This is a genomic window from Flavobacterium sediminilitoris, assembly GCF_023008245.1.
Lineage (GTDB): Bacteria > Bacteroidota > Bacteroidia > Flavobacteriales > Flavobacteriaceae > Flavobacterium > Flavobacterium sediminilitoris.
The window spans coordinates 2,707,625-2,733,304 of record NZ_CP090145.1 but is presented as its reverse complement, the minus strand read 5'-3'; the positions used below and the strand labels follow the sequence as shown (position 1 = coordinate 2,733,304).

The following is a 25,680-nucleotide window of genomic DNA, read 5'->3' as shown; positions in this document are numbered from 1 at the left end:
CAAAAGAAAACGTTTTTAATTTTTTTACTTATAAAATGAAGCACAAAAAAATAGCTTGAAAAAAATCAAGCTATTTATATTTTTTATCTAATATCCTTTTTTTATTCTTTCAAGAATTTAGCCGAATCTAATACTCCATTTGAATCATAGAATTGTATAATATACACTCCTTTTTCATATGTAGTAATATCAACTTCTAAGATATCATTAGTCAACTTAGTTAAATTATCAATTCTATTTACCACTCTACCGTGAATATCTGAAATAATAATAGTTGCTATATTATCATATTTAGCAATATTAATATTTAAGTTATTTGTAGCTGGATTAGGAAAAATGTTCCTTTCAGTATCTATATTGTCTATGATTTTAATATCATCTTCACTTGATAATTTTGATGCTACTTTTGCAGATAAAGAATATGTCCAAATACCTCTTCCATAGGTAGCTACTCTCAATTTTCCAGTACTTTTCTGAATATCAATTTCATTAATAGCAACTGATGGTAAATTATATGTAATATTTGTCCAAGAAGTTCCATTATTTGCAGAAGCATACACTCCTATATTACCTGCTGCATATATTTTTCCCGTTGTAGATTCAATAGCTATCGATCTGAATGCAATTTTAGGCAATGTCCCTGAAATATCTGTAGTTGTAGCAGTATTTACATCTAATTTAAAAACTCTTCCTCCTGTTGTAGTAGCATTATTTGTAGTATAATAAATAACATTCGATAAATTTGGATCTACAGCAATATCTGTTACACTTCCTTTAGGGCTAGTATAAGTATACCAATTTGTACCATCATTATTAGAGTAATAAATTTTAGTTCCTACACATCCATAAATAACCGAAGGATTAGATGGAGACAATGCTAAATCAGATACTGTTCCTACAACGCTAGTTCCTGAAATTTTACTAAAACTACTTCCTCCATTTGTCGATTTATAAATACCATTTGCTCCTGAATAAATTATAGAATTACTTGTTGGATGCATTACAAAAGGAGTTACCCAAGCACCTCCATATGTTCCCATATTAAATAAAGTACTCCTTGTTGAACCTCCATTACTTGAAGAATACAATTGCCCGTTTTGAGAGGTTCCATATATATAATTTGGATTATTAGGAGCTACCATTCCTTCCATTCCATCTGCACCTAACCAATCTCTATAACCTGATGCATTTTTGGCTACTGAACCATTATCTTGTGCTCCACCAGTATAAATATTTGAATCGGTAGCAGAACTTCCCATTCTATAAAATTGTCTAATAGAAAGTCCGTTTGAAATATTAATCCAATCGCTAGCATTATTTGTACTTTTATAAATACCTCCATCAGATAATGAGTATAAAGTATTTCCCATAAATTCTAAACCATGTATATCTGCATGATTATATCCTGTTGAATTTGGTAAACTCCACTCTGTAGTAGCTGTAAACGAAGTTCCTCCATTAGTTGATTTCCATGTAATAATCCCACCTATATGAACTTCATTATAATTAGATGGAGAAACACAAATTGCCATATCATAATAAGCTTGACCTCTAGTATCAATACCATTTGTATTGTATCCAAAATAGTTTTTTCCAGTTGTATTTCCTGTAACCATTGTTGAATAACTAGCTCCGCTATTTGTAGATCTATATAGTTTACCAAAAGTGTTTCTATTTGAACTTGCCTGAACAGCATAAACAACATTTGGATTATTTGGTGTAACTGCTAAAAGGATTCTACTTCTAAAATCTGAAATTCCATGTGTAGAATCGAGTCTTTGCCATGTTTGACCATTGTCTGTAGACAACCAAATATAGTCTCCTGAAGCATACATTGTATTTGGATTTCCAGGCTTAAACTCTACATCTTCTGTTCGTAAATTTTGAGTTCCTGTTGTCACTGTCCAAGTTAATCCACTGTTTGTAGAACGCCATAATCCATTTGCTGCACATGCAAATACAATGCTTGAGTTTGATGGATGAACTACTATTTTTTTAATATTACCGCTAGGACCAGTTCCTAAATTAGACCAACTAGATCCTCCATTTGTAGATTTAAAAATAACGCCACTCGATGTTCCTGCATAAATAATATTTGCATTTGCTGGATCAATTGCTAAAGAATAAATATTCATCCATGAAGAGTTGTAATCTGTTAATGGCTGCCAAGAACTTCCTCCATTTGTTGTTTTCCAAACTCCTCCTCCAGGAGAACCTACATAGATAGTATTTGGATAAGAAGGATGAATAGCCATTGTGGTTAATCTTCCATTTCCTGGATTCCAACCAGATGTTCTATTCCAACTATAAGGTCCATCATTTGTCCATGTTCCTGCTGCTGCTTTTAAAAGGTTTTCTGGATCAGTAACTGCTCTTGAATAGTTTTCTTGTTCTACAACAGGTGAAACTAAATATCCACCTTCATTTAAATGGAAATAACGCTCATATAAAAATCGTTGAAATTGTTTATACCCACTTCCACGACCAGTATCTACAGTTGTTTTACCTGTTTCATCCTTTTTAAATCGAGCATTCCCAATTTTCTCAATTTCTTCAATAGATAAATTTGTGTTTTCTATTATTCCAAAAAATTCATCATTTTTTTCAATTTCCTGACCATAAGACTGGCCTACAAACAAGACTGTAATCCAAAATTTAATAAAGTTTTTCATGTTTTAATTTGTTAATTTGTTGATTAGCAAACATAAAATAAAAAAACAATCTTAGATTATTGAAAAAATATATTTGTTGTTAAAAAACAAATAAAACACAAATAGACTAGTCAAAAAACAGGTAATAACACAAAAAAACGAATTAATAATATAATTATAACAAAATTAAAATTATTTAAAAATCTAGAGAAGAAACCTTGAGTTTTTTTGCTAAAGTTTCTGTCAACTTTAGTCTACTATACTTCTGTAAACCAACAGGGTAAGTTTTTAAATTACATTCTAAATATAATTTAAACAATCTTAATATTTCTGTCTTTAAAATATCTTTGTCTGAATAATTAAAAAACAATCCTGAATTTGTTTCTTTTATAATTTTTTCAAAGTCAGTATCATTTGGTCCAATAGCTATTATAGGACGCTCTGAAACCATATATTCAAATAATTTACCTGGAATAATACATTTGGTTTCCTCAGAATTTATTTCGATTAAGAGTAATATTTGTGAACATCTTTGTTCTTGTAGTGCTATTTCATGTGAAACATAACCTAAATAATTTACAAATGAATTTAAATTATAATTAGCTATACTTTCTAAGACTTCATTGCTTACCGCCCCTATCAATTTTAGTTGAAATGCATTAGCAAAGTCTATATTTTCACTTATTAATTCTGATAAAACTTGCCAAAGAATTTGAGGGTTTCTTTCTGATAAAAACGAACCAATATGTGCTAAAGTAAATTTTTTATCTAATGGTTTTTTTACTACTTTTTCAATATCATATCCATTTGTAATAACGTCAATTGGTTTAGTTGTAATTTTTTCAAATTCCTTTTTCGTATTTTCAGATGTAACTATAATTCCATCACAAGTATTTAAAACTTCCCTCTCTAAGGTTTTATGTTTTTCTTTTGCCCAATTACTCAATTTTAATTGTTTGTGGTATCCTATTGTTGTCCAAGGATCTCGAAAATCGGCAATCCAATTAATATCAATTTCTTTTTTAAGATGTAATCCAATAAGATGTAAACTGTGTGGTGGACCAGTTGTTATAACAATATCTATTTGATTCTCTAAAAGATACTTTTTTAAAAATTTGACAGATGGTTTTACCCAAAAAACACGTGCATCAGGAATAAAAAGATTTCCCCTAATCCATAGCATTGCTTTTTCTACAAATGATTGTTTTTTCTGATTTGGAATTATACCAGAACTAATTTTTTTAGCTTTTTTTTTCGAGAAAATAGAAGCTAATCCGTAAGGTTCAAAAATTTTATTTTTTACAATAATTGCATCACTTGAAACCTCATTCAATAATTTTTCATCTAATAATGGATATGTTGGGTTTTCTGGAATATAAACATGTGGTTCGATTCCAAATTCAGGCAAATATTTCACAAATTTCAGCCATCGTTGTACTCCTGGTCCTCCTGCTGGTGGCCAATAATAGGAAACAATGAGTACTTTTTTAGGATTCAATTTTAGCAATTTTGTTTATAAATATCTCTATTTTTTTACTTCTATCTTGTTTCTTTTCACTTCAAAATAAACACCTCCTAAAATTAAAAGAATCATACCTATTGAACTCATTAAAGCAATTGAACTTCCTGTTTTTACTACTTGTGGGTCAAATGTAAATTCAATTGTGTGCTTTCCTGCTGGTATCTGTAATCCTCTTAAAACATAGTCTACTTTAAAAATTGATGCATTTTTCCCATCAATAGTAGCTTTCCATCCATTTTTGTAATAAGTTTCAGAAAATACTGCAAAACCATCATTTGTATTATTAGCTGTATATTTTAAATAATTAGGTTTGTAGACATTCAACTTTATAGAGGCTAAAGAATCTTTTCTAAACTCATTTGGAAGATTACCTTTTACTTTTAATTCGTTTGTATTAATTATAGCTGTTTTCTTTGTGTCTAAATTGTCCAAGGCTTTCATTTCTTCGTCAGCAGAATTAACCATTTTAATCTTTTCTACAAACCAAGCATTTCCGTTTGCAAAAGGATTAGTTATTGCAATATCACCTTTCCCAGTTGGAACAATTACATATTTAACATTTAATGCATCTAAAGTAGCATTGTTTTTGGTAAAACTCAATGTTTCAAAATCAATGGAACTTCCTAATTCATTAATGTTGTTTTCTATATTATATTCGAATAATTGATCAAATCGTCTTGGTCTTACTGCGCTGTAACCTCCTACAGATTTATGGAAGTATGACGTTCTTGCTTGTAATCTTCCTTGTATTTCATATACTCTATAAACTGAAGTATCTTTCAATATTTGATTGTCTACTTCGCTTGCTTCAAAAGGAGTATCAACCTGTCTTGCGCTAATAAAATCTTTTGCACTTACATAGTTTTTATCTATCAGGAATAAATCAGAAACCATTAAAACACCAACCATAACTATTGCGGTTGTTTTTCCTAATTTATTTTTAATAAACAGCCATAAAATAGCTCCTACTATCAATATAAATCCTCCTGAACGCATTAAATCGTTCACGTACATACTTTTTCTATCCTCTTTTAATGCCTTAATAAAATCTATCGCAAATGATCTGTCTTGTGCTTCTGCAAACATTTCAATTAATCTTTGATCAACAGAACCAGAAAAATTAAAGAAGATTCCTTTAAAAAGTAGTAAAAAGAGAATCAATCCTAAACTCACTGCTGAAGCTTTCATCAAACTCTTTAATTGTTTTTCTTTATCTTCATTAAAGAACGATTGTAGTCCCATTAAAGCAAGAATAGGAATACACAATTCTAATACGACTTGTATTGAAGAAACAGCACGAAACTTATCGTATAAAGGAACATAATCTATAAAAAAGCGAGTTAAAAAGTCGAAATTTTTCCCCCATGATAGCAGTAATGAAATGATTGCACCTATTAGAAAGGCATATTTTATTTTTCTTTTATCATTAAATAACCCTAAAACAGCTAAGAAAAAAACAATTGCTCCTATATATGCTGGAGCAGCAACTATAGGTTGATCTCCCCAATATGTTTTCCCATAATAACTCACTGTTTGAAGAGCTTCATTGTGAGAAGCACCGTAATTAATTAAAAAATTATATAATGAAGATTTTTCATCAAGAGTTTCATTATTTCCTCCTCCAAAAAGCTTTGGAGCAATTAAATTAAAACTTTCTCCTATTCCATAACTATATTCTGTAATATATTCATATTTCATGGAAGAATTTGTAGTGTTTTGTGATCCATCAGGATTAAAAGTTAATTCACTCTTTCCTCTAATACTATAATCGGCATATTCTGATGTTGCCAATAAATTAGTTGCATTTGCTCCTATTGCTAAAAGTCCGGCTACAGCAAAAACGCCTATAACTTTACCTAATTCAGTGAATGCTTTCTCTTTTATAAATTGGTAGATATAAAATCCGGCTACAACCAATAATAAAATTAACAAGTAATAAGTCATTTGAAAATGATTTGCCTGAATCTCCAATGCAGCAGCAATCATCGTTAAAATTCCTCCAATGATATATTTTCTTTGAAAAACCAATAAAACACCTGCTAAAACCATTGGCATATAAGCAATTGCATGTGCTTTTGCATTATGACCAACACCTAAAATAATTATAAGATAAGTTGAAAAACCAAATGCTAATGCTCCAAAAAAAGCTTTTAATGGATCTATTTTTAATACCATTAATAGAATATAAAACCCTATAAAATATAAAAATAAATAATCTGCGGGTCTAGGTAAAAATCGTAAAACAGTATCTAATTTTTTAACATAATTATGCGGATAATTTGCCCCTAATTGATAGGTTGGCATACCTCCAAAAGCGCTATTTGTCCAATAAGGTTCAGCATTATTCTCTTTTCTAAAATCATTCTGCTCTTTTGCCATTCCTGTATATTGCGCAATATCAGATTGATAGATTTTCTTTCCTTCAAGAACTGGATAAAAATAAATAATAGCTACAAGTACAAATCCAACAATAGCAATAAAATGAGGTAATAAAGACTGAATTTTTTTCATTGGTAAGATATATCTGAAATAAAACGCTAAGGTAAATAAAAAAAGGATATTGCAATAATATCCTTTTTAACAACTTGATAAAGTATTTTTAGTCAATTTCTTCAAAATCGACATATTCTCCTACTTTCTTTTTCTCTGTAGGCATTTTTTTCTCATTATTTTGTTGAGTATTTCTATTTGTATACGCATTTTGTTGTCCAAATTGCCCATTCATTTGTTCTTCCATTTTTTGTTGCACTTTATTTACTGCTTTTTGCATTAATATTGGTGCAAATATTTTAATCAGAAATTTGAATAAATACCAAAACAAAATAATATAAACTAAGGTCTTAAGAAACCCTGTAAATGATGCTATTTCCATTTTAAATTCATTTAATAGTTCAAAAGTATACATAATAGTAGATAAAACCCTATTATTGTTTCTTAAAATTATTATAAAAATACTATTTTTGGAAATAAATTTTTTGCATAATGAAATACACTAAACTATTCTTCTTTTTATTTCTCTTTGGCTCACAAGTTTTGTTTGCACAATATACGGACGAAATCAATTCAAATCGTCCAGGGAAATCTATGATGGCTTTTTCTGTTGGTAAATCTGTGATTCAAACAGAGATTGGTTTAAATTTTCAGAATGAAGATCATGCTAAATTAAAGTATACTGCAAATGGTTTTATTGGAGAATTAGATCTTAGATGGGGATTATTCTTTGAAGAATTAGAATTTATAGCTGAATTACAATATCAAAACGATAGTTATGCCTCTTCATTTGAAGACAAAAATCGTTCTGCACTAAAAAAAACAATTATAGGAGCTAAATATTTAATTTATGATCCTTTTAAAAATTATGAAGAAAAAGTAAACTTATACAGTTGGAAAGCAAATAATAAATTCAAATGGAGACAATTTATTCCTGCTGTTGCAGCTTATGCTGGTGTAAACTTTAACTTATCTGATAATCCATTTAATTTTGCGCCATCTTACATTGAAGAACCAACTGTAAGCCCGAAAGCAATGATTATTGCACAAAATCATTTTGGAAGACAATGGGTTTTTGTTACAAACATAATGTATGACAAAATAGGTTCTGATTTAGCTTCCATAAATTATGTAATAACGCTAACGAGAGGATTTAATGATAAATGGTCTGGATTTGTTGAAAATCAAGGTTACAATGGTGATTATTATTCTGATGGTATTTTTAGAGTTGGAGCTGCGTATTTATTCAATAAATCAATGCAAATAGATGCATCTATTGGTACAAATATTAAAAATACTCCTAGTCTTTTCAATGCAGGAGTAGGTTTTTCATGGCGTTTTGACAAAAATTACAATGAAGTAAAAATTGAAAAGGATAATGGCAGCAAAATGGATAAGAAAATGAAGAAAAAAGCTGAAAAAGAAAAAAGAAAACGCAAAGACGAAGTTGAAGTTAAATAAACTATGATAACAATAAAAGAAGCTGTTACGAAAAAAGATTTAAAAGAGTACATTTTATTCTCTTTTGATTTATATAAAAATAATCCTTATTGGATTCCTCCTATAATTTCTGAAGAATTAGAAACGTTTGACAAGACTAAAAATCCTGCATTTCAAAGTGCTGAAGCATATTTTTACTTAGCCTATAAGAACAATAAAATAGTTGGCAAAATTGCTGCGATTATTAATTGGGACGAAGTAAATATTCTAAAGAAAAGTAAAGTTCGTTTTGGATGGTTTGATGTAATTGACGATATAGAAGTTACAAAAGCTTTACTAGATAAAGTTTATGAATTAGGAAACAAACATAACTTAGAGATGGTTGAAGGACCTATTGGTTTCTCAAATCTTGATAAAGTTGGAGTTCTAATTGAAGGCTTTGAAGAAATGGGAAATATGGTAACATGGTATAGTATGCCTTATTATAAAGATCATTTTGAAAAATTAGGTCTAACAAAAGAGAAAGAGTATATAGAAAGTAGTTTTTCATTTAGTAATATCGATCCGACTCCTTTTAATAAAATAAGTACTTTAATTCAACAACGTTATGGCTTAAAATCATTAAATTTTACTAAAACGAAAGACATAATGCCTTATGTTGATGAAATGTTCGAATTATTTAATGAAACATACTCAAAACTTCAATCTTTTGTAGCTATAAATGATGTCCAAAAAGAATATTTTAAGAAAAAATACATTAGTTTTATTAATCCTGAATTTATAAAATTTATTGTTGATAAAGATCATAAAATGGTTGCTTTCGCTATTGTTATGCCTGGATTTAGTGAAGCTTTGAAAAAAGCAAACGGGAAATTATTTCCTTTTGGATTTTATCATTTACTAAAAGCTAGAAAAAATTCTAAAGAAGCTGTTTTTTATTTAATTGGTGTTACTCCTGAATATCAAAGTAAAGGGGTTACTTCTATTATCTTTGAAGAATATTACAAAGTTTGTTCAGCAAAAGGTATAGAAACTTGCGTTAGAACTCCTGAATTAGAGGAAAACACAGCCATTCAAAACCTTTGGAAACATTTCAATACTAAAATTACTAAACGTAGAAGAACTTATAGCAAACTTTTAAAAAGTTAGTTATTTTTCTTTACTACAATAAAAAAATCCATTCAATTAATTGAATGGATTTTTTTAATATATTAGAATCTTACTTAAGATACATCTACTGTTGTCGCTTCAGCAATTTTCTTGTATGTTCCATTAACTAGTTTTTCTCTAATTGCTTCAAAAGCAGTTAATGTTTCATTTACATCATTTAAAGTGTGAGATGCTGTAGGAATCATTCTTAATAAGATTATTCCTTTAGGTATTACTGGATAAACAACAATTGATAAGAAAATACCATAATTCTCTCTCAAATCATTTACCATTACCATAGCTTCTGGAATTGACCCTTCAAGATATACAGGCGTTACACAAGTATTTGTGTCTCCAATATTAAATCCTTTCTCTTTCAATCCATTTTGCAATGCGTTTACATTTTCCCAAAGTTTATCTTTTAAACTAGGATTATCTCTTAATAATTGTAAACGTTTTAGTGCACCAACTGTTTGAATCATTGGTAATGATTTAGCAAACATTTGAGAACGCAAATTATATTTTAAATAATCAATAATGTCTTTATCTGCTGCTAAGAAAGCACCAATACTTGCCATTGATTTTGCGAAAGTAGAAAAATAAACATCAATACCGTCTTGACATCCTTGCTCTTCTCCTGCTCCTGCTCCAGTTTTTCCAAGTGTACCAAAACCATGAGCATCATCTACTAATAATCTAAAATTATATTTTTCTTTTAATGCTACGATTTCTTTTAATTTACCTTGTTGTCCCCTCATACCAAAAACACCTTCAGTAATGAATAGAATTCCTCCTCCAGTTTCTTCAGCCATTTTAGTAGCCCTCTGAAGGTTTTTCTCCATACTTTCAAGATCATTATGCTTATATGTAAAACGTTTTCCCATATGTAAGCGTACACCATCTATAATACATGCATGAGCATCTACATCATAAACAATAATATCATTTTTAGTTACTAAAGCATCAATACATGACATTATTCCTTGATAACCAAAATTCAATAAATATGCAGACTCTTTTTTTACAAAAGCAGCTAGTTCTTGTTCTAATTGCTCATGTATATCTGTGTGACCACTCATCATACGAGCTCCCATAGGATATGCTGCACCATATTGAGTAGCTGCTTCCGCATCAACTTTTCTAACTTCTGGATGATTAGCTAAACCTAAATAATCATTAAGACTCCAATTTAAAATTTCTTTTCCATGAAATTTCATTCTTGGACCTAATTCTCCTTCTAATTTAGGAAAAACATAATATCCTTCTGCTTGTGATGCCCACTTCCCTAAAGGACCTTTATTATTTTGTATTCTCTCAAATAAATCTTTTACCATAATATTTTTCATTTTGAAAACGTGCAAAAATAAGAATTAAATAGTTTCTAACATAATTTATTTTTAGAAGTTCATAATGAAGATTTTCTCTTAATACAGAAGAAAACAACTAATAAAGAGCATTTTATAAAAAATACACATTAGGTTTATTATAAATTAATTTCATTTTTTACAAAAAAATAAAAAAATAGAATATCATTTAAAAAAAATGACTTACATTTGTACCCGAATGACACAGAAATGTGGTTACACATTCATCATAGAAGTCAGGGGCTCCACCCTGACTTTTATACTTTTATATACTTTCGTGTATTTATTTCAAAACTTTACTTTAAAGAAATAAAAAAAGGTTTAATATTAATTAAACCAATTTTCAACTATTTTTTCTTCAAATTTTGTTGCATTTTTATGTATAAATTCGTTTGATTTAGTATTATATAAATAATCTTTTTTCCATTCTACATGATTTTTTGCTAATTCTTTAATAGCATCACATACAAACTTTATTTCATCATTTGTTGTTGTTGGATGAATAGACATTCTTATCCAACCTGGCTTCATTTCTAAATCTCCTGCTGAAATTTTACAAACAATATTATTTGATGTTTCTTGATCTACATGTAATAAGTAATGACCGTAAGTTCCTGCACAACTACATCCACCTCTTGTTTGAATTCCAAATTTATCGTTTAATATTTTTACTCCTAAATTATAATGCAAATCATTAATATAAAAGGAGATTACACCTAATCTATTTTGATGTTGAGGGGCTAAAATATTAATATTCTCAATATCTCCTAATGAATCAAAAATATACTCTGTAATCTCATGTTCTCTATCTAAGATATTTTTTATCCCCATTTCTTCTTTCAATTGAATTGAAAGAGCTGTTCTTATAACCTGCAAGAAACCTGGAGTACCTCCGTCTTCTCTATCTTCAATATTATCTATATAATGATGCTCTCCCCATGGATTTGTCCATCTCACAGTTCCTCCACCAGGACAATCAGGGATATTATTTTTATATAAATTTTTATTAAAAACAAGTACTCCACATGTTCCAGGTCCACCTAAAAATTTATGTGGTGAGAAAAAGATTGCATCTAAATATGCTTCTTCATCATCTGAATGCATATTAATATTGACATAAGGGCCTGAACAAGCAAAATCAACAAAACAAACCCCATTATTTTGATGCATAATTTTTGCTACTTCGTAATAAGGTGTTTCTATTCCTGTTACATTAGAGCAAGATGTTATTGACGCTATTTTAAAACTCCTATCTTTATATTCTTCAAGAAGAACTTTAAAATTTTCCAAACAAAACAACCCTTCTTCATTTGCTGGAACCACAACCACATCCGCAATTGTTTCTAACCATGATGTTTGATTAGAATGATGTTCCATATGAGATATAAAAACAATTGGTTTTAATTCTTTAGGAATATTAGTAAACTGCTTTAAATTTTCTGCGACTCTAAGCCCTAAAATTCTTTGCAATTTATTTACAACACCTGTCATTCCAGTTCCATCTGTAATCAAAATATCATTTTCATTAGCATTTACATGTTTTTTAATGATATGTCTTGCTTTATGATATGCCATTGTCATAGCTGTACCTGAAACAGTAGTTTCTGTATGCGTATTTGCTACAAATGGTCCAAATTTATTTATTAACTTTTCTTCTATCGGACGATATAAACGGCCACTAGCTGTCCAGTCTGTATAAATAATTTTTTTTTCACCAAAAGGAGAATCAAAAGTTTGATTTATACCAATTATATTATCTCTAAATTTCTTAAAATATAATTCTAATGTTGTTGTTGTTTCTGTAGTAAGCATAGTAGTACTGATTTGTGGTTTCAAAGATACAGAAATTTAAAAATTTTCCTTGTATGAAGATTTAATAATATTATGCTAAAATTTATTGTGATTTTAACAAAACAAAAAGAGCTCCAATAAATTGGAGCTCTTAAAATAAAATTAAATCAATTCCAAATATTATTCTTTTATAACTTTTATTGTTTGTAATGCTCCATCTATAGAAACATTCACAATATAAGCCCCACTATTTAATTGAGACATATCAACATTTGTTGATGTAGCATTAATAGTTCTTGATAAAACTTCTTGTCCTAATAAATTATATACACTTATAGAAGTTATATTCGATTTGTATTCTAAATTAAGAATATTTTTCACTGGATTTGGATATGCTCTAAAACCTGTTAAATCAAAAGCAGATGAACTTAAACTAGCATCATAAACTGAAACTTGAAATTCTCCAAATGAATCATTATTATATTCCCAAACTCTATAGTAAAGTACTTCTCCAGGAGTTCTACCTGAAACAGTAATTAATGGATGATCATTAGCTCCATCACTTCCAGAATCATCGCAGTCAATTAGAACTAAAGAACCACATGAACCACTATAAACTGCACCAGCAGAATCAGTAATTCCTCCTACTTGTGTATTATTTTCAAAAGTTAAACTTCCAGAAGCAGGAACAGTTACTTGATACCAAACATCACCACCATCATAAAGCGCACACCCAGGAGCTGTTTCATTAGAATCACTTGCGCCAACATTTGTTCCTACAATAGCATTATCTGCAAATACTCCACCAGGAATTAATACTTGTGCATTTACACAATCATCATTTGCTGGAGGACATACCGCATAATTATATGTTCCTACTGGCACATCACAAATAGCACTAGAACCATGTAAAGCTGTTAACGATATAGGAGTTCCTAAAGCAAATGGACCAACATTAATTACTCCAGTTGCAGTAACAGGCCAACTTGTAGTTCCGTCTGATATAGAAGGTGTTCCATCTCCTAAATTTGTAACATCTATAGCTATAAAATAATCTGTTCCTGAACAATTTGCTAAAGTTGTAGATGCAAATGTAAGTGGAGAACACGGTGGTGTAACAACATTTACATTAAAATCTAAAGTAACACCATAAGTTCCCGAATAACAAGGATTAGGAGTAGATTGACCAGAATCAGCAGTCGCAATTCTCATTCTATGTAATCCTAAATTAGCAGATGCTGGCATAATAAATGAAGCATCTAATGTAGTTGGATTAGCATTAGTAGATGCAATTCCTGTTTTAACTAATTCCGATGCTTCAAAAACATAATTATCGTTAAAATCAATCCAAATATTTGTATCATAAGTATATCCTGTAACAAAAGTAATTTGAACGTTTGAATTTATTCCTATTGCTAAATCTACTGTAGTTCCTGTATGATCAAAATAAAAAACATCTCCTGTTGGAAAATCTGTTGCTCCCAATTGAACATTTGAAATACCATTACCATCATTACTTGTTGGCAATGATGGACAATAACAACCATTAACATTAGTAGCAAAAGTAATCTCTGAACAAGCAATAGCATCACCGTTCTGATTATAAGGAGTAACAGTAACAAAATAGTTTGTATTAACCAAACCTATATAATCATAAGTAACGTTTACACCTAAATCTACATTATCCAAAACATCATTTCCTCCAGATGTTGTTCCTATTGTAATTTTATACCCATCAGCACCACTTACAGCATCCCAAGTAATTGTTGTTGCTTCATTACCACATGAAGCATCTGGAGTAGCAACTAAATTTGTAACACAATCTGGTGGGTTTATAGGAGTTAAACGAATTTCAAAATTATCAACGTAAAAATTAAGATCCGTTGATCCATTAGCAGTCCCTTCAACTACTCTAAACGCAAATTTAACATTCTGACCTACATAAGCACTCAAATCAATTATATTAGTTGTTCCTGTAGGAGCAGGTACATTTGTATCATTGTAAGTATATAAAACTGTCCAATTATTAGTTCCTGTAGTAGAGATTAAAACCTCAACATAGTCATCTGATTCCCAAGGACCAGTAGGCGCATTAGATGTATTCCATTGTGTTACCGCAGCATCAAATTTCAACTCATAACCTGTAGCAGAAATTAAATAAGCTGGAGAAATTAACCAATCATTTGCTGTTGCTTGCCAAATTTCATATCTAGCAGAACCTGTTGAACCATTATTACCAAAACCATCAGCAACCCATCCACTAGTTCCATAAGTATCAGGCCCTGCTGTTAAATCACCATTATCTGCTTCTTCCCAACAATCAGGAACATAAGTTGAAAAGTTTTCTAAACTAGGTACTGCAAACACATCACATTTAGTTTTAAAATTTACAGGTCCAACCCAAGCACTTTGATCTGAAAAACTACAAAAAGATCTAAAATATATTTCATATTCTGTAAAAGGCATTAAACCAGTTATTCCATTACCATCAGCCACAAGCCAAGGATTAAGATCTACACTTAACCCTGAACCTGTTGGAGCACCTGTTCCAACAGGCTGTATAACATATTCCCAATCAAATGATGTTCCATTTTCTGTCCAACTTAAATCAGCAGTTGATTCTGTAATATTAATCACTGTAACATCTGTAGGAAGTGGACATGATTCTGTAATTCCTTCTAAAACTACATTTGCCACATAAGAAGCAACTAATGAAGCTGTAGGAGGTGTCGATGGATCTGGATTTACAGAGTCACTTCTATAATTTATACTTCTGTTTCCAATTACAGAAGTATTATAAAAATCATCCGAAGAACTATTATAACCTGACATATTTTCATCAACAGCAATTATTAAATTATCTGTTCCATTATATGTAAACGGTGTATCAAATGTAATGCTTACCCATCCTGGACCAGTTACAGGAATACCACCTGTATAAACAGCTGTTAAATTTGACACAGGTTCCCAACTAGTAGATTGAGTTCCATCAAATACTGTTTTTGTTGTATGTCCTAAATAAATAGTTAATTCTTGGTTATTTGTTAATAGTGAAGTACCACTATAGTACCACTGCAATCCTGTTATATCTCCTGAAGCATTAATTTCTGATGATAAATATATACTTTGCGTATAAGAATATCCAAAAAAAGGATCAAAAGGAAAAGATTGCGATTCATTTGTTCCATTTCCAATTGATATCTGACTAAAGCCAATCAAATAAATAAAGAACAAAAAAAACGATAGCGTAATTTTTTTCATAATATATTAAGAATTTGTTAAGTAAATGCTAATATATATATAATTTAGACTATTTATAGTTTTTATCAAATAAATATCGACGAAAGGTTAAAAACATAGACAAAAAACAAGCCAGACTTGTTATTTAACAAATCTGGCTTATTTAACTATATAAAAAATGTTATTTTAAACTCAACAAACTTTGTTCAATAGTAGCAATCTTTGCTAAAGCATCAGCCTCTTTTTTACGTTCGTTAGCAATTACTTGTTCTGGTGCACCATTCACAAATTTCTCATTGCTCAACTTTCCTTGTACCGAACGCAAGAAACCTTGAATATATTTTAATTCTTCCTCAAGCTTCGCAACTTCTGCTTCTACATCAATATTACCTGAAATTGGAATAAAATACTCATTTGATTTCACACGGAACGTCAACGACCCGTCAACAGCTTCCGTTACATATTCTAAACTTTCTACATTACCCAATTTCAAAATAACCGCATCAAAAGTAGTAGCTACTTTTTCATTGTTGATTACTTTCAAGTCGATAGTATCTTTAAACGAAATGTTCTTTTCTTTACGAATGGTACGAATACCTGAAATTACTTCTGATGCAAAATCAAACGCTGGAATTAAATCAGCATTAGTATCCTTCATTGTTGGCCATTCCGAAACAATTAAAGCTTGCTCTGGAGTTCTATCTGCAATATATTGCCAAATTTCTTCCGTTAAGAATGGCATAAACGGATGTAACAATTTCAAGTTTGCTTCCAACAATTCGATTGCTTTGTCAAATGTAGCACGGTCAATTGGCTGTTGGTAACCTGGCTTAATAATCTCTAATAACCACGAACAGAAATCGTCCCATACCAATTTGTAAATTGCCATTAAAGCGTCTGATAAACGGTATTTTTCAAAATTATCCTCAATTTCAGCTAAAGTTTGTTGCAACTTCGCTTCATACCAATCAATCGCTATTTTTGAAGCTTCTGGCTGTGCTATATCTGCTACTACTTCCCATCCTTTAATCAAACGGAAAGCATTCCAAATTTTATTGGCAAAAGCTTTACCATTGTTACACAACTCTTCGTCAAACATGATATCATTTCCTGCAGAGGCACTCAATAGTAAACCTACACGAACACCATCGGCACCAAACTTCTCAATTAAATCTAGTGGATCTGGAGAATTTCCTAACGATTTTGACATCTTACGTCGTTGTTTATCACGAACCAATCCCGTTAAATATACATTATTAAAAGGTTTTTTACCCGTATACTCATAACCTGCAATAATCATACGTGCAACCCAGAAAAATAAAATATCCGGACCTGTTACCAAATCGTTTGTTGGATAATAATATTTAAAATCTTCATTTTCTGGATCTAAAACGCCTCCAAAAACTGCCATAGGCCATAACCATGACGAGAACCAAGTATCCAATGCATCTGCATCTTGTGTTAAATCTGCAGCTGTTAAGTTATGATTTCCGGTTTTAGTTTGTGCCAAAGCTAAAGCAGCTGTTGGGTTTTCTGCAACTACGAAATCTTCCTTACCTTCACCATAGTAATACGCAGGAATTTGTTGTCCCCACCATAATTGTCGCGAAATGTTCCAATCGCGAATATTTTCCATCCAGTGACGGTACGTATTGTTGAATTTACTTGGATATAATTTTACTTCTTCTGTCTCTAAAACTGCTTTTATAGCTGGTTTTACTAACTCTTCCATTTTAAGGAACCATTGATCTGACAAACGTGGCTCAATAACTGCTTTTGTGCGTTCAGAAGTTCCTACTTTATTCATATGGACTTCAGTTTTCACCAAAGCTCCATTAGCTTCTAACTCTTTCGCAACTTCCTCACGTGCAACAAAACGATCTTTTCCTGCAAATTGCAATCCGAAAGTGTTTAATGTAGCATCTTCGTTGAAGATATCGATAATCTCTAAATTGTGCTTGTCACCTAATTCTTTATCATTAACATCATGTGCTGGTGTTACTTTTAAACAACCTGTTCCAAATTCAACATCTACATACTCATCTTCAATAATTGGAATAACGCGGTTACAGATAGGTACAATAGCTTTTTTGCCTTTCAAATGCGTAAAACGCTCATCATTTGGGTTGATACAAACCGCAGTATCTCCAAAAATAGTTTCTGGACGTGTTGTTGCAATAGTTAAGGTATCGTTACTACCTTCGATTTTATAATTGATAAAATACAATTTACCTTGACGTTCTTCGTGAATTACTTCTTCATCCGACAAAGTAGTTTTTGCTTCTGGGTCCCAGTTAACCATACGGAAACCGCGGTAAATCATACCTTTATTGTACAAATCAACAAACGACTTAATAACAGATGCCGACATATCTTCATCCATCGTAAACTTGGTTCTGTCCCAATCGCAAGAACAACCTAATTGTTTCAATTGTTCCAAGATAGTACCACCGTATTTATCGGTCCAGTCGTAAGCGTGCTTTAAAAACTCTTCACGTGTTAAATCGGATTTATTAATTCCTTCCGATTTTAATTTTGCTACTACTTTGGCTTCTGTAGCAATAGAAGCGTGGTCGGTTCCAGGTACCCAACAAGCATTGAATCCTTTTAAACGAGCACGACGAATTAAAACATCTTGAATAGTATTATTCAGCATGTGTCCCATGTGCAAGACGCCTGTTACATTAGGTGGTGGAATTACTATTGTATAAGGTGTACGGTTGTCTGGAGTGGAATGAAAATATTTATTTTTCATCCAGTAATCGTACCATTTTTTTTCTACGTCTTTTGGGTTAAACTGTGCTGGTATCATCTAATTTTAGTTATTATATATTTTAATAGGTAAATATATATATTTTACCCATTATTTTGTTCTTATTTATTTACAAAAACACATATGGTTTACTATATAGCCCTGATGGAAGTGGTAGCTTTCTGAACTTGTTTCAGAAACTAAAACGAACAGCAGGAAAATGGATAGCAAGTATAACCAATCTTTTCGCTTTCATAAAAGTTTGGTACTATTTTTGATTTTACTATTTTGCAAAAGTAACGATATATGCTAAAATAAAAAAAGTTAATTTATTTGTTCTTTCTTATTAAAACATATATTTTTACATAAACACTTAATCTAAAATATGATGAAAAATTTACTTATCTTACTAGTTGTAGTTTTATTTAACGTTAATTCTTTTGCTCAAGATGGCCCTAAAATTGAGTTTAAAGAAGAAACAATAAATTATGGTGAAGTTGTGAAAGGTGTTGATGATGGTATACGTGTTTTTGAATTCACAAATACAGGAAATGCTCCATTAGTTATTAAAAATGTTACTTCTACTTGTGGTTGTACAATACCAACGAAACCTTCTGAAGCAATTTTACCTGGAAAATCGGATAAAATTACTGTTAAATATAATATGAACCCTGGGCCAATTAGTAAAACAATTACTGTTGAAAGTAATGCTGTTAATAAACCTAATGGTGTTGTGCCTTTGAGAATTAAAGGAACTGTAATTGTTGTTAAAGACAAAAAATAATTTTTTTATGGATTGGGTAAATAGTTTTACCCAATCCAATTTTTAAAATCGTTTACTTTTTCTCTTGCAACTATTACTTCATCTGTTTTATAAGATGATAAAAGTATTTTTAAACGAGAATTTGTATGTATTTGGATTTCTTTAATTCCTTTTAATGGTAGAATGTATTTTCTATTTATTCTAAAAAAATCTTTTGGATTTAACTCATTTTCTAGTTGTTCCATTGTAATATCTAGCAAATAATCGCGATTATCAAAAGTATGAATATATGTACCTTTGTTTTCGCTAAAAAAACATTCTACTTCTTGAATGGAAATTACTTTTATTTGGTGACCAATTTTAACTGAGAAACGAGTTTTATATTGTCTTTCAACAGGGTTTACTAACATTCTTTTTATGGCTTCAAAATCTAGACTTACTGAAGTATTTATTGATGCTCTGGTTTTAAACTTAGCAACTGCAACTTCTAAATCATCTTCATCAATTGGTTTTAATAAATAATCAATACTATTAAGTTTGAAGGCTCTTAATGCATATTCATCATAAGCTGTAGTGAAAATGACAGCGCTTTTTATATCTATTTGTTCAAAAATTTCAAAAGACAATCCGTCTGATAATTGAATATCGAGAAAAATTAAATCAGGATGTTCATTATTTTGAAACCAATTTAATGATTCTTCAACAGAATGTAACATTTGCTTGATTTGCAATCCCAATTTTTCTACTTTTCGTTGTAATAATCTTGCTGCTGGTTTTTCGTCTTCTATGATTATGATATTCATTATTCTATTTTTTGTATAAATCGACTATTCAAATATTCTATTTTTAAAAGTGTTTTCACTTTCTTAATACTTTGTTTTGTTCTTCTATAAACATAAATCTTTTGATATAATTCTTCTTTAGTATGCAAAAGATAAACGAAATACGTTTTGTTTATTTTATGATTAATGTGTTATTCTTACATTAAAAATAAACTTGTATTTGTTTTAAATATTACTAAATCATTCAATCTTTTTATTCCCATTTATTATTTTTATCCATCAATTCTCTAATTTTACGTTCTTCCCAGTTATTTCCTAAAATCATTTCAGGTAAAAAAACCGATAAGCCATGTGTTAATAAACCAATTCCCCAAAAAATAGCAGTCATAAAATTTTTAAATTGGAAATAACTTTCTCCTTCATTTAAGCTTTGAATGTTAATAATTATTATCATAATATTAATTACTATATAGACTAAAGCATGAGAATAAAAACTTTTTATTCTTTTAACTTTCTTCAAAGCATTTTGATATTTTATTTCTTCTGAATCTATAGAAACAAAATTATTACTTTCTTCTGTTTCTGTTCTTTTATTTATTCTGTTTTCTATACTCATGTTATTCAAATTTATTGTTATGCGTTTTTTCTTCTTCCATAAATTGCTTAATTTTTTTCTCTTCCCAATCTTTATTAAAAAAAGGAAAAGAATTAGAAATTTTCGCTCCATGAAAAACCAACGGAACTATTGAACCAATCATAGGCCAAATAAACCATAAAACCTCAGGTGTGTATTTTAGATTAATATAAATTAATCCGATCATTACTATTACAAAAACTAATAAATGTCTGTAGAAACCTTTTAGTTCTTTTACTTTCTTTTGAGCTTTTTGATAACGTTCAAATTCATCATTCGTTTTCATAACTATCTCCAATTTTGTTTTTCTATCTTTTCTTCCTCAAGAATTCTTTTAATTTTTTGTTCTTCCCAATTTTTTCCAAGTATTCTTTCACTAAGAAATAATTGAGCACCTTGTACTACTATTACAAAAGTCCAACACCACATAAAAAAATCGTTAATAAATCGTATTGGCCAAAAATTAATTGATAATCCAAAATATTTTTTTAGAATGTAAATTATTACTCCTATTGTAAAAATGAACAAATGACTATAAAACTGCTTTATTTTTTTTACTCTTTTTCTTGCTATTTGTTCTAAAATCTGATTTTCAATATTCTGCTCCATTATTACCTCCATTTTGATTGTTCTTTACTTTCTTTTTCTAATATTTCTTGAATTTTTCTTTCTTCCCAAGATTTACCATATCCAAATGTTTCAATTCCATGAAATATTAATCCCATTCCCCAACCTAGCATTGGAAACCAAAACCATTGAAATTTTGATGTATTTAGGTTAATAATAATTAATATTGGAATAACACTGCAATACGAAATTAAATTACCATAAAATCCTTTTAACTTTTCCACTCTTTCTTTGGCTCTAACATAAGCCATGTTTTCATTATATATATTTTTTGATTCCATAATTGAAATTTGTTTTGTTAATATGGGTAAGAAAACTTTAAAATGATTTTCGTTTTCTTCCACTAATACATTTCTTTTTGTTAATATCGCATAACGGTTTACTATATTTTGTAAACCAACTCCTTTTCTGCTTTGTAATACTTCTTTCGTTTGAAAATTATTACTTACTGTTAATTGGTTTTCTTCTATTGCAATTTTTATGTGTAGTGGTCTTGATTCACTTACTACATTGTGTTTGATGCAATTTTCTAATAATAATTGAAGTGATAATGGTACTACTTTTGCTTCTTCATTACCTAGGCCTTCTGGTAAATCAAATGTGATACTATTTTCAAATCGCATTTTTAATAAATTCATATAAGTTTTGGCAAACTTTAATTCTTCATCAACAGAAACCAATTCTTTATCTCTTTGTTCTAATACGTATCTATATATTTTAGATAATGAGGTTGTGAATTTTTGAGCGTTTTCTGGATTTTCTTCTATTAATGAACTTAAAACATTTAAACTATTAAATAAAAAATGAGGATCTAACTGATTTTTTAAACTTTCAAACTTCGCAGAAGCATTCCCTGCTATTATTTTCTGCTCTTTAAGTTTACTTTCTTGATAGGCTTTATAAAAATAAATTAAATGAATTGCTAGTGTTACTATTATTGTAATAATCATTGCAACTAAATAATTTGAAGCTTTCTCTGTTTTTAAAAATTGATTAATCGTTTTATTTTCGAATCCAACATCTTCAAGGATTCTTAATAAAAAAATAACAAATCCTGAAATAAAGAGTGATGATAAAAACCCAATGATTAATCTTTTTAAATGAAATCTGTTTTTTTCAAAATGCTTATCTAGTTGAACAAAAACAAGAGCATTTGACATATACAATACAACTGAATATAAAATTGTATATATAAAATTCCATTTTAATGTATCAAAACTTGGTAATTGTTGATTAACAATTAAATTAACACCTTGTAATATGATAAATATTAAAAATCCTAGTATTATTGATTTTGCTATTTCTTTTATATAATTCATTCAATTATTTTTTGCATTTTTCTGATGTTTCATTTGCTCTGTCTAAGCCCCAAGTTGGATGAAAAGGTGTTTTAGGGATAAAGTTAGCAAAAAGTTCTAATGATTTCTCTATTTCAGCACACATCGGTTTTGTATCTTGACCAAAATAAGAAGCCATTCCCATTTCAAAATCAGCTTTACTAAAAACTACTCTAGGATTTTCTGGTGCCAATTTATATGCTTTATTATAAATATACATAATATCACCTGATAACTTTTGTCCGTTTGCCATTGGATCATAAACAATCCAAGCTGTATGAATCATAGCCTGCATTACTAAAACTTCTGGATTATCTGGTGCTATTATATTAATCTTGTCTTGTGCTTTTTGAGCTGTTTCTAAAAGTATTTTAACTTTTGATTTGTCATCCATATAACGAAATGATTGTGTGGTATTAATTAAAGCAATATAATAGTTTGGTAACCAATTTCCTTCTTCAACTGAAGCTATTCTTTCTAATATAGCTGTTGCTTCTGATGGTTTTTTGTTTTTCCAAAGTGATAATGCATCTTGCATTCCTTTTTCATAATTTGTTTGTCCTAAAACTATTGAAGCTATAAATAGTGCAATAAAAGTGATAATTTTTGTCATGATTTTCATTTTGAATTTGTTAATATTATTTTATATATTTTGATGAAACAAATTTCGGTTAGAACTGCTAATTTTAAAATTGATTATTACCGAACTGTTGTTTTTTGATGATGAATTGCTTTTTTTAGTGATTAGTAATAAACGAATTTAGAAATTCATTTAACATCTAAATTGTTTACTTTAAGCTTCCTTTTAATAGCTTTTTACTAATCGATAAGGACTAATCACTATTTTATAAATTATCCAAATTATTTGTCTTCTTATTATCACTAATTGTCCAAAACAATCCTACAAAAAAGAATTGATTAGCAGGTTGAGTTATAGCTTGTCTCTGAAATTGACCATTCAAATCTGGAGTATTTGCATATTGATAACCAAAAACATTATTAGCGTTTAGAATATTACCTATTGAGAAGAATAGTATTTTTTGTTGTGAAAGTAAATATGCCCAACTTAAACTTAAATTATTATATGATTTTGTTTTCTCACTCATAAATTCTACCCTATTTGGATCATTATAAGGTCTTCCCGAATTGAAAGTATATGTAGCACTTATTTGTGACTTTAATTTTTGAGAAAAATATTTTGTTACAATAGAAAAATTGTGATTTGCAATAAAACTAGGAGTAGCTTCTTGTAAATAATTTTTATAATCTCTTTTTGAATCTATAAATGAATATGAAATCCAATAATCTAAATTTTTAATTGTCTTACTATCTCTCCAAAATAAGTCTATACCTTTAGCATACCCTTTTCCTGTATTGTCATAGTTGCTGAAATAGCTTGGTTGCATTCCATCATACTTTACTAAATCTTTATAATCTTTAAAATAAGCTTCTGCTCTAAACATTTTCCCTTCTTTGTTGTACATATAATTAAATATGTAATGAGCTGTTTTTTCGTAATCTAAATCAGATTTAAACTTTAAATAATCTTGATTTGCAGTTTGATTAAAGTTCCCATAAGCAAGTGAAAACTGACTATTATCTGTTATTTTATATGCAAATGAAAGTCTTGGTTCAAATGTATATTGCTGTACAACTGATGCATTGGATGTGCGAATTCCTACATTCATCGCCATTTTTTTTGAGAAAAAAACCTCTGCTTCAGTAAAAATAGCAAGTATGTTGTTTTTAAAACCGTAATCAAATCTATCTGATTGAAATCTTGTAAAATTCTCATCAAAATCAGTATAAAAAAACTCACTTCCTACATTCAATTTTATCCTGCTTGTAATGGTTTGACGAAGTTTTAATTTATAATGTAATGCTCTTTCATTATTTTCTAAATCATCATTCACTATCGTAATTTTATTTTGACCATATCCTAAACCTAAACCTGTTTGCAATTGTAAATCATCATTCAAATATCCTTTATAACTTGTATTAAAATAAAAATTATTGTTTTTCAATTCTAATCGGGTTTTAGTAAAAAAATCAACGTTATCTTGATTTAAATCGAATGTTGTATAATCAAAAGCGGCATAAACTTTCAATAATCCATCTTTAATTTTTTGCCTATAGATACTTTCACCTGAAAGTACTTGCACAGGTTTATTCCAATCTATCTTTTGAGGAACAATTAATTGATATGGAGCCAAATTAATATAACTTGTATTAAATGTTAATGAGCTTTTCTTCCATTTTTGTGTTTTTCCTAAACCAACACCTAAAGACATAATCGAAATATCGGTTTGATTTTGTTTTGGTTCATCAATAGTATTTAACAATAAAACACTAGATAAAGCATTTCCAAATTCTGCACTATAACCTCCTGTTGAAAAAGTCATTCCTTCAAACAAAAAAGGAGAAAATCGACTTCTTGTTGGTAAATTATTTGCTGTTGCTCCATAGGGTTGAGCCACACGAATTCCATCAACAAAAGTTTGCGTTTCATCAGATTCTCCTCCACGCACAAATAAACGACCACTCTCTCCTACTGTTTGCGTTCCTGGTAAAGTTTCTAAAGCTCCAATTATATTACCCACAGAACCTGCTGTAGTAACAATATCAAGAGGTTTTAAAGCGGTTACTTTACTATTATCTCCTGCTTTAAAAGTTCCTGCTGAAACTACTACTGCATCGAGCGTATTTATATTTTCTCTTAATGTAAATGTCTTTTCTTTATAATTTTCAATAACAATTACTTGAGTTAATGTTTCATAAGACACAAAACTTATATGTAATATTTGTTCTCCAGATGCATTTGTTACAAATTTAAAATTCCCATTATCATCGGAAATCGCTCCATCATAAGATCCTTTAATATAGACATTTGCTCCTGAAAAAGAGGTACCAAACTCATCTATAATCTTTCCAGAAATAGTGGTTTGTGAAAAACAAATAAAGCTAAAAATTGATACTAATAAACTAAACAATATTTTCATTTTCTTACATTTTTGATTAGACAAAATTGATGCAGAAACAGAGGTTATAAAATTTATAATTACTCAATTGTTGAATTCTTTAACTGAAATGTTTTCCATTCTTTTAAAAAAAATTACATTTGAAAATCAAAACACTTAT

Annotated in this window: 18 protein-coding genes; 3 read left to right on the top strand and 15 right to left on the bottom strand. The window is 29.5% G+C overall.

Features of this window, described 5'->3' with window-relative positions:
• Nucleotides 1-101 precede the first annotated feature (101 nt).
• The 4 genes from LXD69_RS12465 to LXD69_RS12450 all read right to left on the bottom strand — a co-directional run bounded on the left by LXD69_RS12465 (nt 102) and on the right by LXD69_RS12450 (nt 7,045).
• The gene (locus tag LXD69_RS12465; protein ID WP_246915655.1) at nt 102-2,672 is read right to left on the bottom strand and encodes a T9SS type A sorting domain-containing protein; all 2,571 of its coding nucleotides are present in this window, start codon (nt 2,670-2,672) and stop codon (nt 102-104) included.
• A 175-nt stretch (nt 2,673-2,847) separates the two neighbouring features.
• Nucleotides 2,848-4,149: a glycosyltransferase family 4 protein gene (locus LXD69_RS12460; RefSeq protein ID WP_246915654.1), complete on the bottom strand. Its 1,302-nt coding sequence runs from the start codon at nt 4,147-4,149 to the stop codon at nt 2,848-2,850.
• Between the two features lie 27 nt (nt 4,150-4,176).
• A complete protein-coding gene (locus tag LXD69_RS12455; RefSeq protein WP_246915653.1) occupies nt 4,177-6,684 on the bottom strand; it encodes a YfhO family protein in 2,508 nt (835 codons plus the stop codon).
• 88 nt (nt 6,685-6,772) lie between these two features.
• Nucleotides 6,773-7,045 carry a DUF4834 family protein gene (locus LXD69_RS12450; protein ID WP_045967449.1) on the bottom strand — a complete coding sequence of 91 codons (273 nt, stop codon included), beginning with the start codon at nt 7,043-7,045 and terminating at the stop codon, nt 6,773-6,775.
• Nucleotides 7,046-7,155: 110 nt separating this feature from the next.
• Between LXD69_RS12450 and LXD69_RS12445 the strand changes: the two genes are divergently transcribed.
• Both LXD69_RS12445 and LXD69_RS12440 read left to right on the top strand, forming a co-directional pair.
• Complete coding sequence (locus tag LXD69_RS12445; protein ID WP_045966805.1) at nt 7,156-8,124, top strand: transporter; 969 nt, start codon at nt 7,156-7,158, stop codon at nt 8,122-8,124.
• A gap of 3 nt (nt 8,125-8,127) precedes the next feature.
• Complete coding sequence (locus tag LXD69_RS12440) at nt 8,128-9,252, top strand: N-acetyltransferase (protein ID WP_045966804.1); 1,125 nt, start codon at nt 8,128-8,130, stop codon at nt 9,250-9,252.
• 74 nt (nt 9,253-9,326) lie between these two features.
• On the opposite strand, the gene LXD69_RS12435 is transcribed toward LXD69_RS12440, so the two are convergent.
• From LXD69_RS12435 to LXD69_RS12420, 4 genes are all read right to left on the bottom strand, one after another.
• Nucleotides 9,327-10,586 carry an aminotransferase class I/II-fold pyridoxal phosphate-dependent enzyme gene (locus LXD69_RS12435; protein ID WP_045967448.1) on the bottom strand — a complete coding sequence of 420 codons (1,260 nt, stop codon included), beginning with the start codon at nt 10,584-10,586 and terminating at the stop codon, nt 9,327-9,329.
• 357 nt (nt 10,587-10,943) lie between these two features.
• On the bottom strand, nt 10,944-12,428 hold the full coding sequence (locus LXD69_RS12430) for an aminotransferase class V-fold PLP-dependent enzyme (protein WP_045966802.1): 1,485 nt from the start codon (nt 12,426-12,428) through the stop codon (nt 10,944-10,946).
• A gap of 159 nt (nt 12,429-12,587) precedes the next feature.
• Nucleotides 12,588-15,668, bottom strand: a complete 3,081-nt coding sequence (locus LXD69_RS12425) for a GEVED domain-containing protein (RefSeq protein WP_246915652.1) — start codon at nt 15,666-15,668, stop codon at nt 12,588-12,590.
• Between the two features lie 160 nt (nt 15,669-15,828).
• The gene (locus LXD69_RS12420) at nt 15,829-18,459 is read right to left on the bottom strand and encodes a valine--tRNA ligase (protein WP_246915651.1); all 2,631 of its coding nucleotides are present in this window, start codon (nt 18,457-18,459) and stop codon (nt 15,829-15,831) included.
• Between the two features lie 328 nt (nt 18,460-18,787).
• Between LXD69_RS12420 and LXD69_RS12415 the strand changes: the two genes are divergently transcribed.
• Nucleotides 18,788-19,183 carry a DUF1573 domain-containing protein gene (locus LXD69_RS12415; RefSeq protein WP_045966797.1) on the top strand — a complete coding sequence of 132 codons (396 nt, stop codon included), beginning with the start codon at nt 18,788-18,790 and terminating at the stop codon, nt 19,181-19,183.
• Between the two features lie 26 nt (nt 19,184-19,209).
• Here the strand turns inward: LXD69_RS12415 and LXD69_RS12410 are convergent, their stop codons facing one another.
• The 7 genes from LXD69_RS12410 to LXD69_RS12380 all read right to left on the bottom strand — a co-directional run bounded on the left by LXD69_RS12410 (nt 19,210) and on the right by LXD69_RS12380 (nt 25,541).
• Complete coding sequence (locus LXD69_RS12410; RefSeq protein WP_246915650.1) at nt 19,210-19,965, bottom strand: LytR/AlgR family response regulator transcription factor; 756 nt, start codon at nt 19,963-19,965, stop codon at nt 19,210-19,212.
• A 232-nt stretch (nt 19,966-20,197) separates the two neighbouring features.
• Nucleotides 20,198-20,560 (bottom strand): 2TM domain-containing protein, encoded by a 363-nt coding sequence (locus tag LXD69_RS12405; RefSeq protein WP_246915649.1) that lies wholly within the window; start codon nt 20,558-20,560, stop codon nt 20,198-20,200.
• Nucleotide 20,561: 1 nt separating this feature from the next.
• Nucleotides 20,562-20,864, bottom strand: coding sequence for a 2TM domain-containing protein (locus LXD69_RS12400; RefSeq protein ID WP_246915648.1), 303 nt, complete (start codon nt 20,862-20,864; stop codon nt 20,562-20,564).
• A 2-nt stretch (nt 20,865-20,866) separates the two neighbouring features.
• Nucleotides 20,867-21,199, bottom strand: coding sequence for a 2TM domain-containing protein (locus LXD69_RS12395; RefSeq protein WP_246915647.1), 333 nt, complete (start codon nt 21,197-21,199; stop codon nt 20,867-20,869).
• On the bottom strand, nt 21,190-22,524 hold the full coding sequence (locus LXD69_RS12390) for a 2TM domain-containing protein (protein WP_246915646.1): 1,335 nt from the start codon (nt 22,522-22,524) through the stop codon (nt 21,190-21,192). Before LXD69_RS12390 ends, LXD69_RS12395 begins: the two co-directional genes overlap by 10 nt.
• A 4-nt stretch (nt 22,525-22,528) precedes the next feature.
• A complete protein-coding gene (locus LXD69_RS12385; protein ID WP_045966790.1) occupies nt 22,529-23,155 on the bottom strand; it encodes a hypothetical protein in 627 nt (208 codons plus the stop codon).
• Between the two features lie 232 nt (nt 23,156-23,387).
• Nucleotides 23,388-25,541 carry a TonB-dependent receptor gene (locus tag LXD69_RS12380; RefSeq protein WP_246915645.1) on the bottom strand — a complete coding sequence of 718 codons (2,154 nt, stop codon included), beginning with the start codon at nt 25,539-25,541 and terminating at the stop codon, nt 23,388-23,390.
• Nucleotides 25,542-25,680: the final 139 nt, after the last annotated feature.

What these genes read in the sequence shown, in the direction of transcription:
- LXD69_RS12465 (WP_246915655.1), bottom strand. Translation starts at nt 2,672, where the DNA reads ATGAAAAACTTTATTAAATTTTGGATTACAGTCTTGTTTGTAGGCCAG.
- LXD69_RS12455 (WP_246915653.1), bottom strand. Translation starts at nt 6,684, where the DNA reads ATGAAAAAAATTCAGTCTTTATTACCTCATTTTATTGCTATTGTTGGA.
- LXD69_RS12450 (WP_045967449.1), bottom strand. Translation starts at nt 7,045, where the DNA reads ATGGAAATAGCATCATTTACAGGGTTTCTTAAGACCTTAGTTTATATT.
- LXD69_RS12445 (WP_045966805.1), top strand. Translation starts at nt 7,156, where the DNA reads ATGAAATACACTAAACTATTCTTCTTTTTATTTCTCTTTGGCTCACAA.
- LXD69_RS12440 (WP_045966804.1), top strand. Translation starts at nt 8,128, where the DNA reads ATGATAACAATAAAAGAAGCTGTTACGAAAAAAGATTTAAAAGAGTAC.
- LXD69_RS12435 (WP_045967448.1), bottom strand. Translation starts at nt 10,586, where the DNA reads ATGGTAAAAGATTTATTTGAGAGAATACAAAATAATAAAGGTCCTTTA.
- LXD69_RS12430 (WP_045966802.1), bottom strand. Translation starts at nt 12,428, where the DNA reads ATGCTTACTACAGAAACAACAACAACATTAGAATTATATTTTAAGAAA.
- LXD69_RS12425 (WP_246915652.1), bottom strand. Translation starts at nt 15,668, where the DNA reads ATGAAAAAAATTACGCTATCGTTTTTTTTGTTCTTTATTTATTTGATT.
- LXD69_RS12420 (WP_246915651.1), bottom strand. Translation starts at nt 18,459, where the DNA reads ATGATACCAGCACAGTTTAACCCAAAAGACGTAGAAAAAAAATGGTAC.
- LXD69_RS12415 (WP_045966797.1), top strand. Translation starts at nt 18,788, where the DNA reads ATGAAAAATTTACTTATCTTACTAGTTGTAGTTTTATTTAACGTTAAT.
- LXD69_RS12410 (WP_246915650.1), bottom strand. Translation starts at nt 19,965, where the DNA reads ATGAATATCATAATCATAGAAGACGAAAAACCAGCAGCAAGATTATTA.
- LXD69_RS12405 (WP_246915649.1), bottom strand. Translation starts at nt 20,560, where the DNA reads ATGAGTATAGAAAACAGAATAAATAAAAGAACAGAAACAGAAGAAAGT.
- LXD69_RS12400 (WP_246915648.1), bottom strand. Translation starts at nt 20,864, where the DNA reads ATGAAAACGAATGATGAATTTGAACGTTATCAAAAAGCTCAAAAGAAA.
- LXD69_RS12395 (WP_246915647.1), bottom strand. Translation starts at nt 21,199, where the DNA reads ATGGAGGTAATAATGGAGCAGAATATTGAAAATCAGATTTTAGAACAA.
- LXD69_RS12390 (WP_246915646.1), bottom strand. Translation starts at nt 22,524, where the DNA reads ATGAATTATATAAAAGAAATAGCAAAATCAATAATACTAGGATTTTTA.
- LXD69_RS12385 (WP_045966790.1), bottom strand. Translation starts at nt 23,155, where the DNA reads ATGACAAAAATTATCACTTTTATTGCACTATTTATAGCTTCAATAGTT.
- LXD69_RS12380 (WP_246915645.1), bottom strand. Translation starts at nt 25,541, where the DNA reads ATGAAAATATTGTTTAGTTTATTAGTATCAATTTTTAGCTTTATTTGT.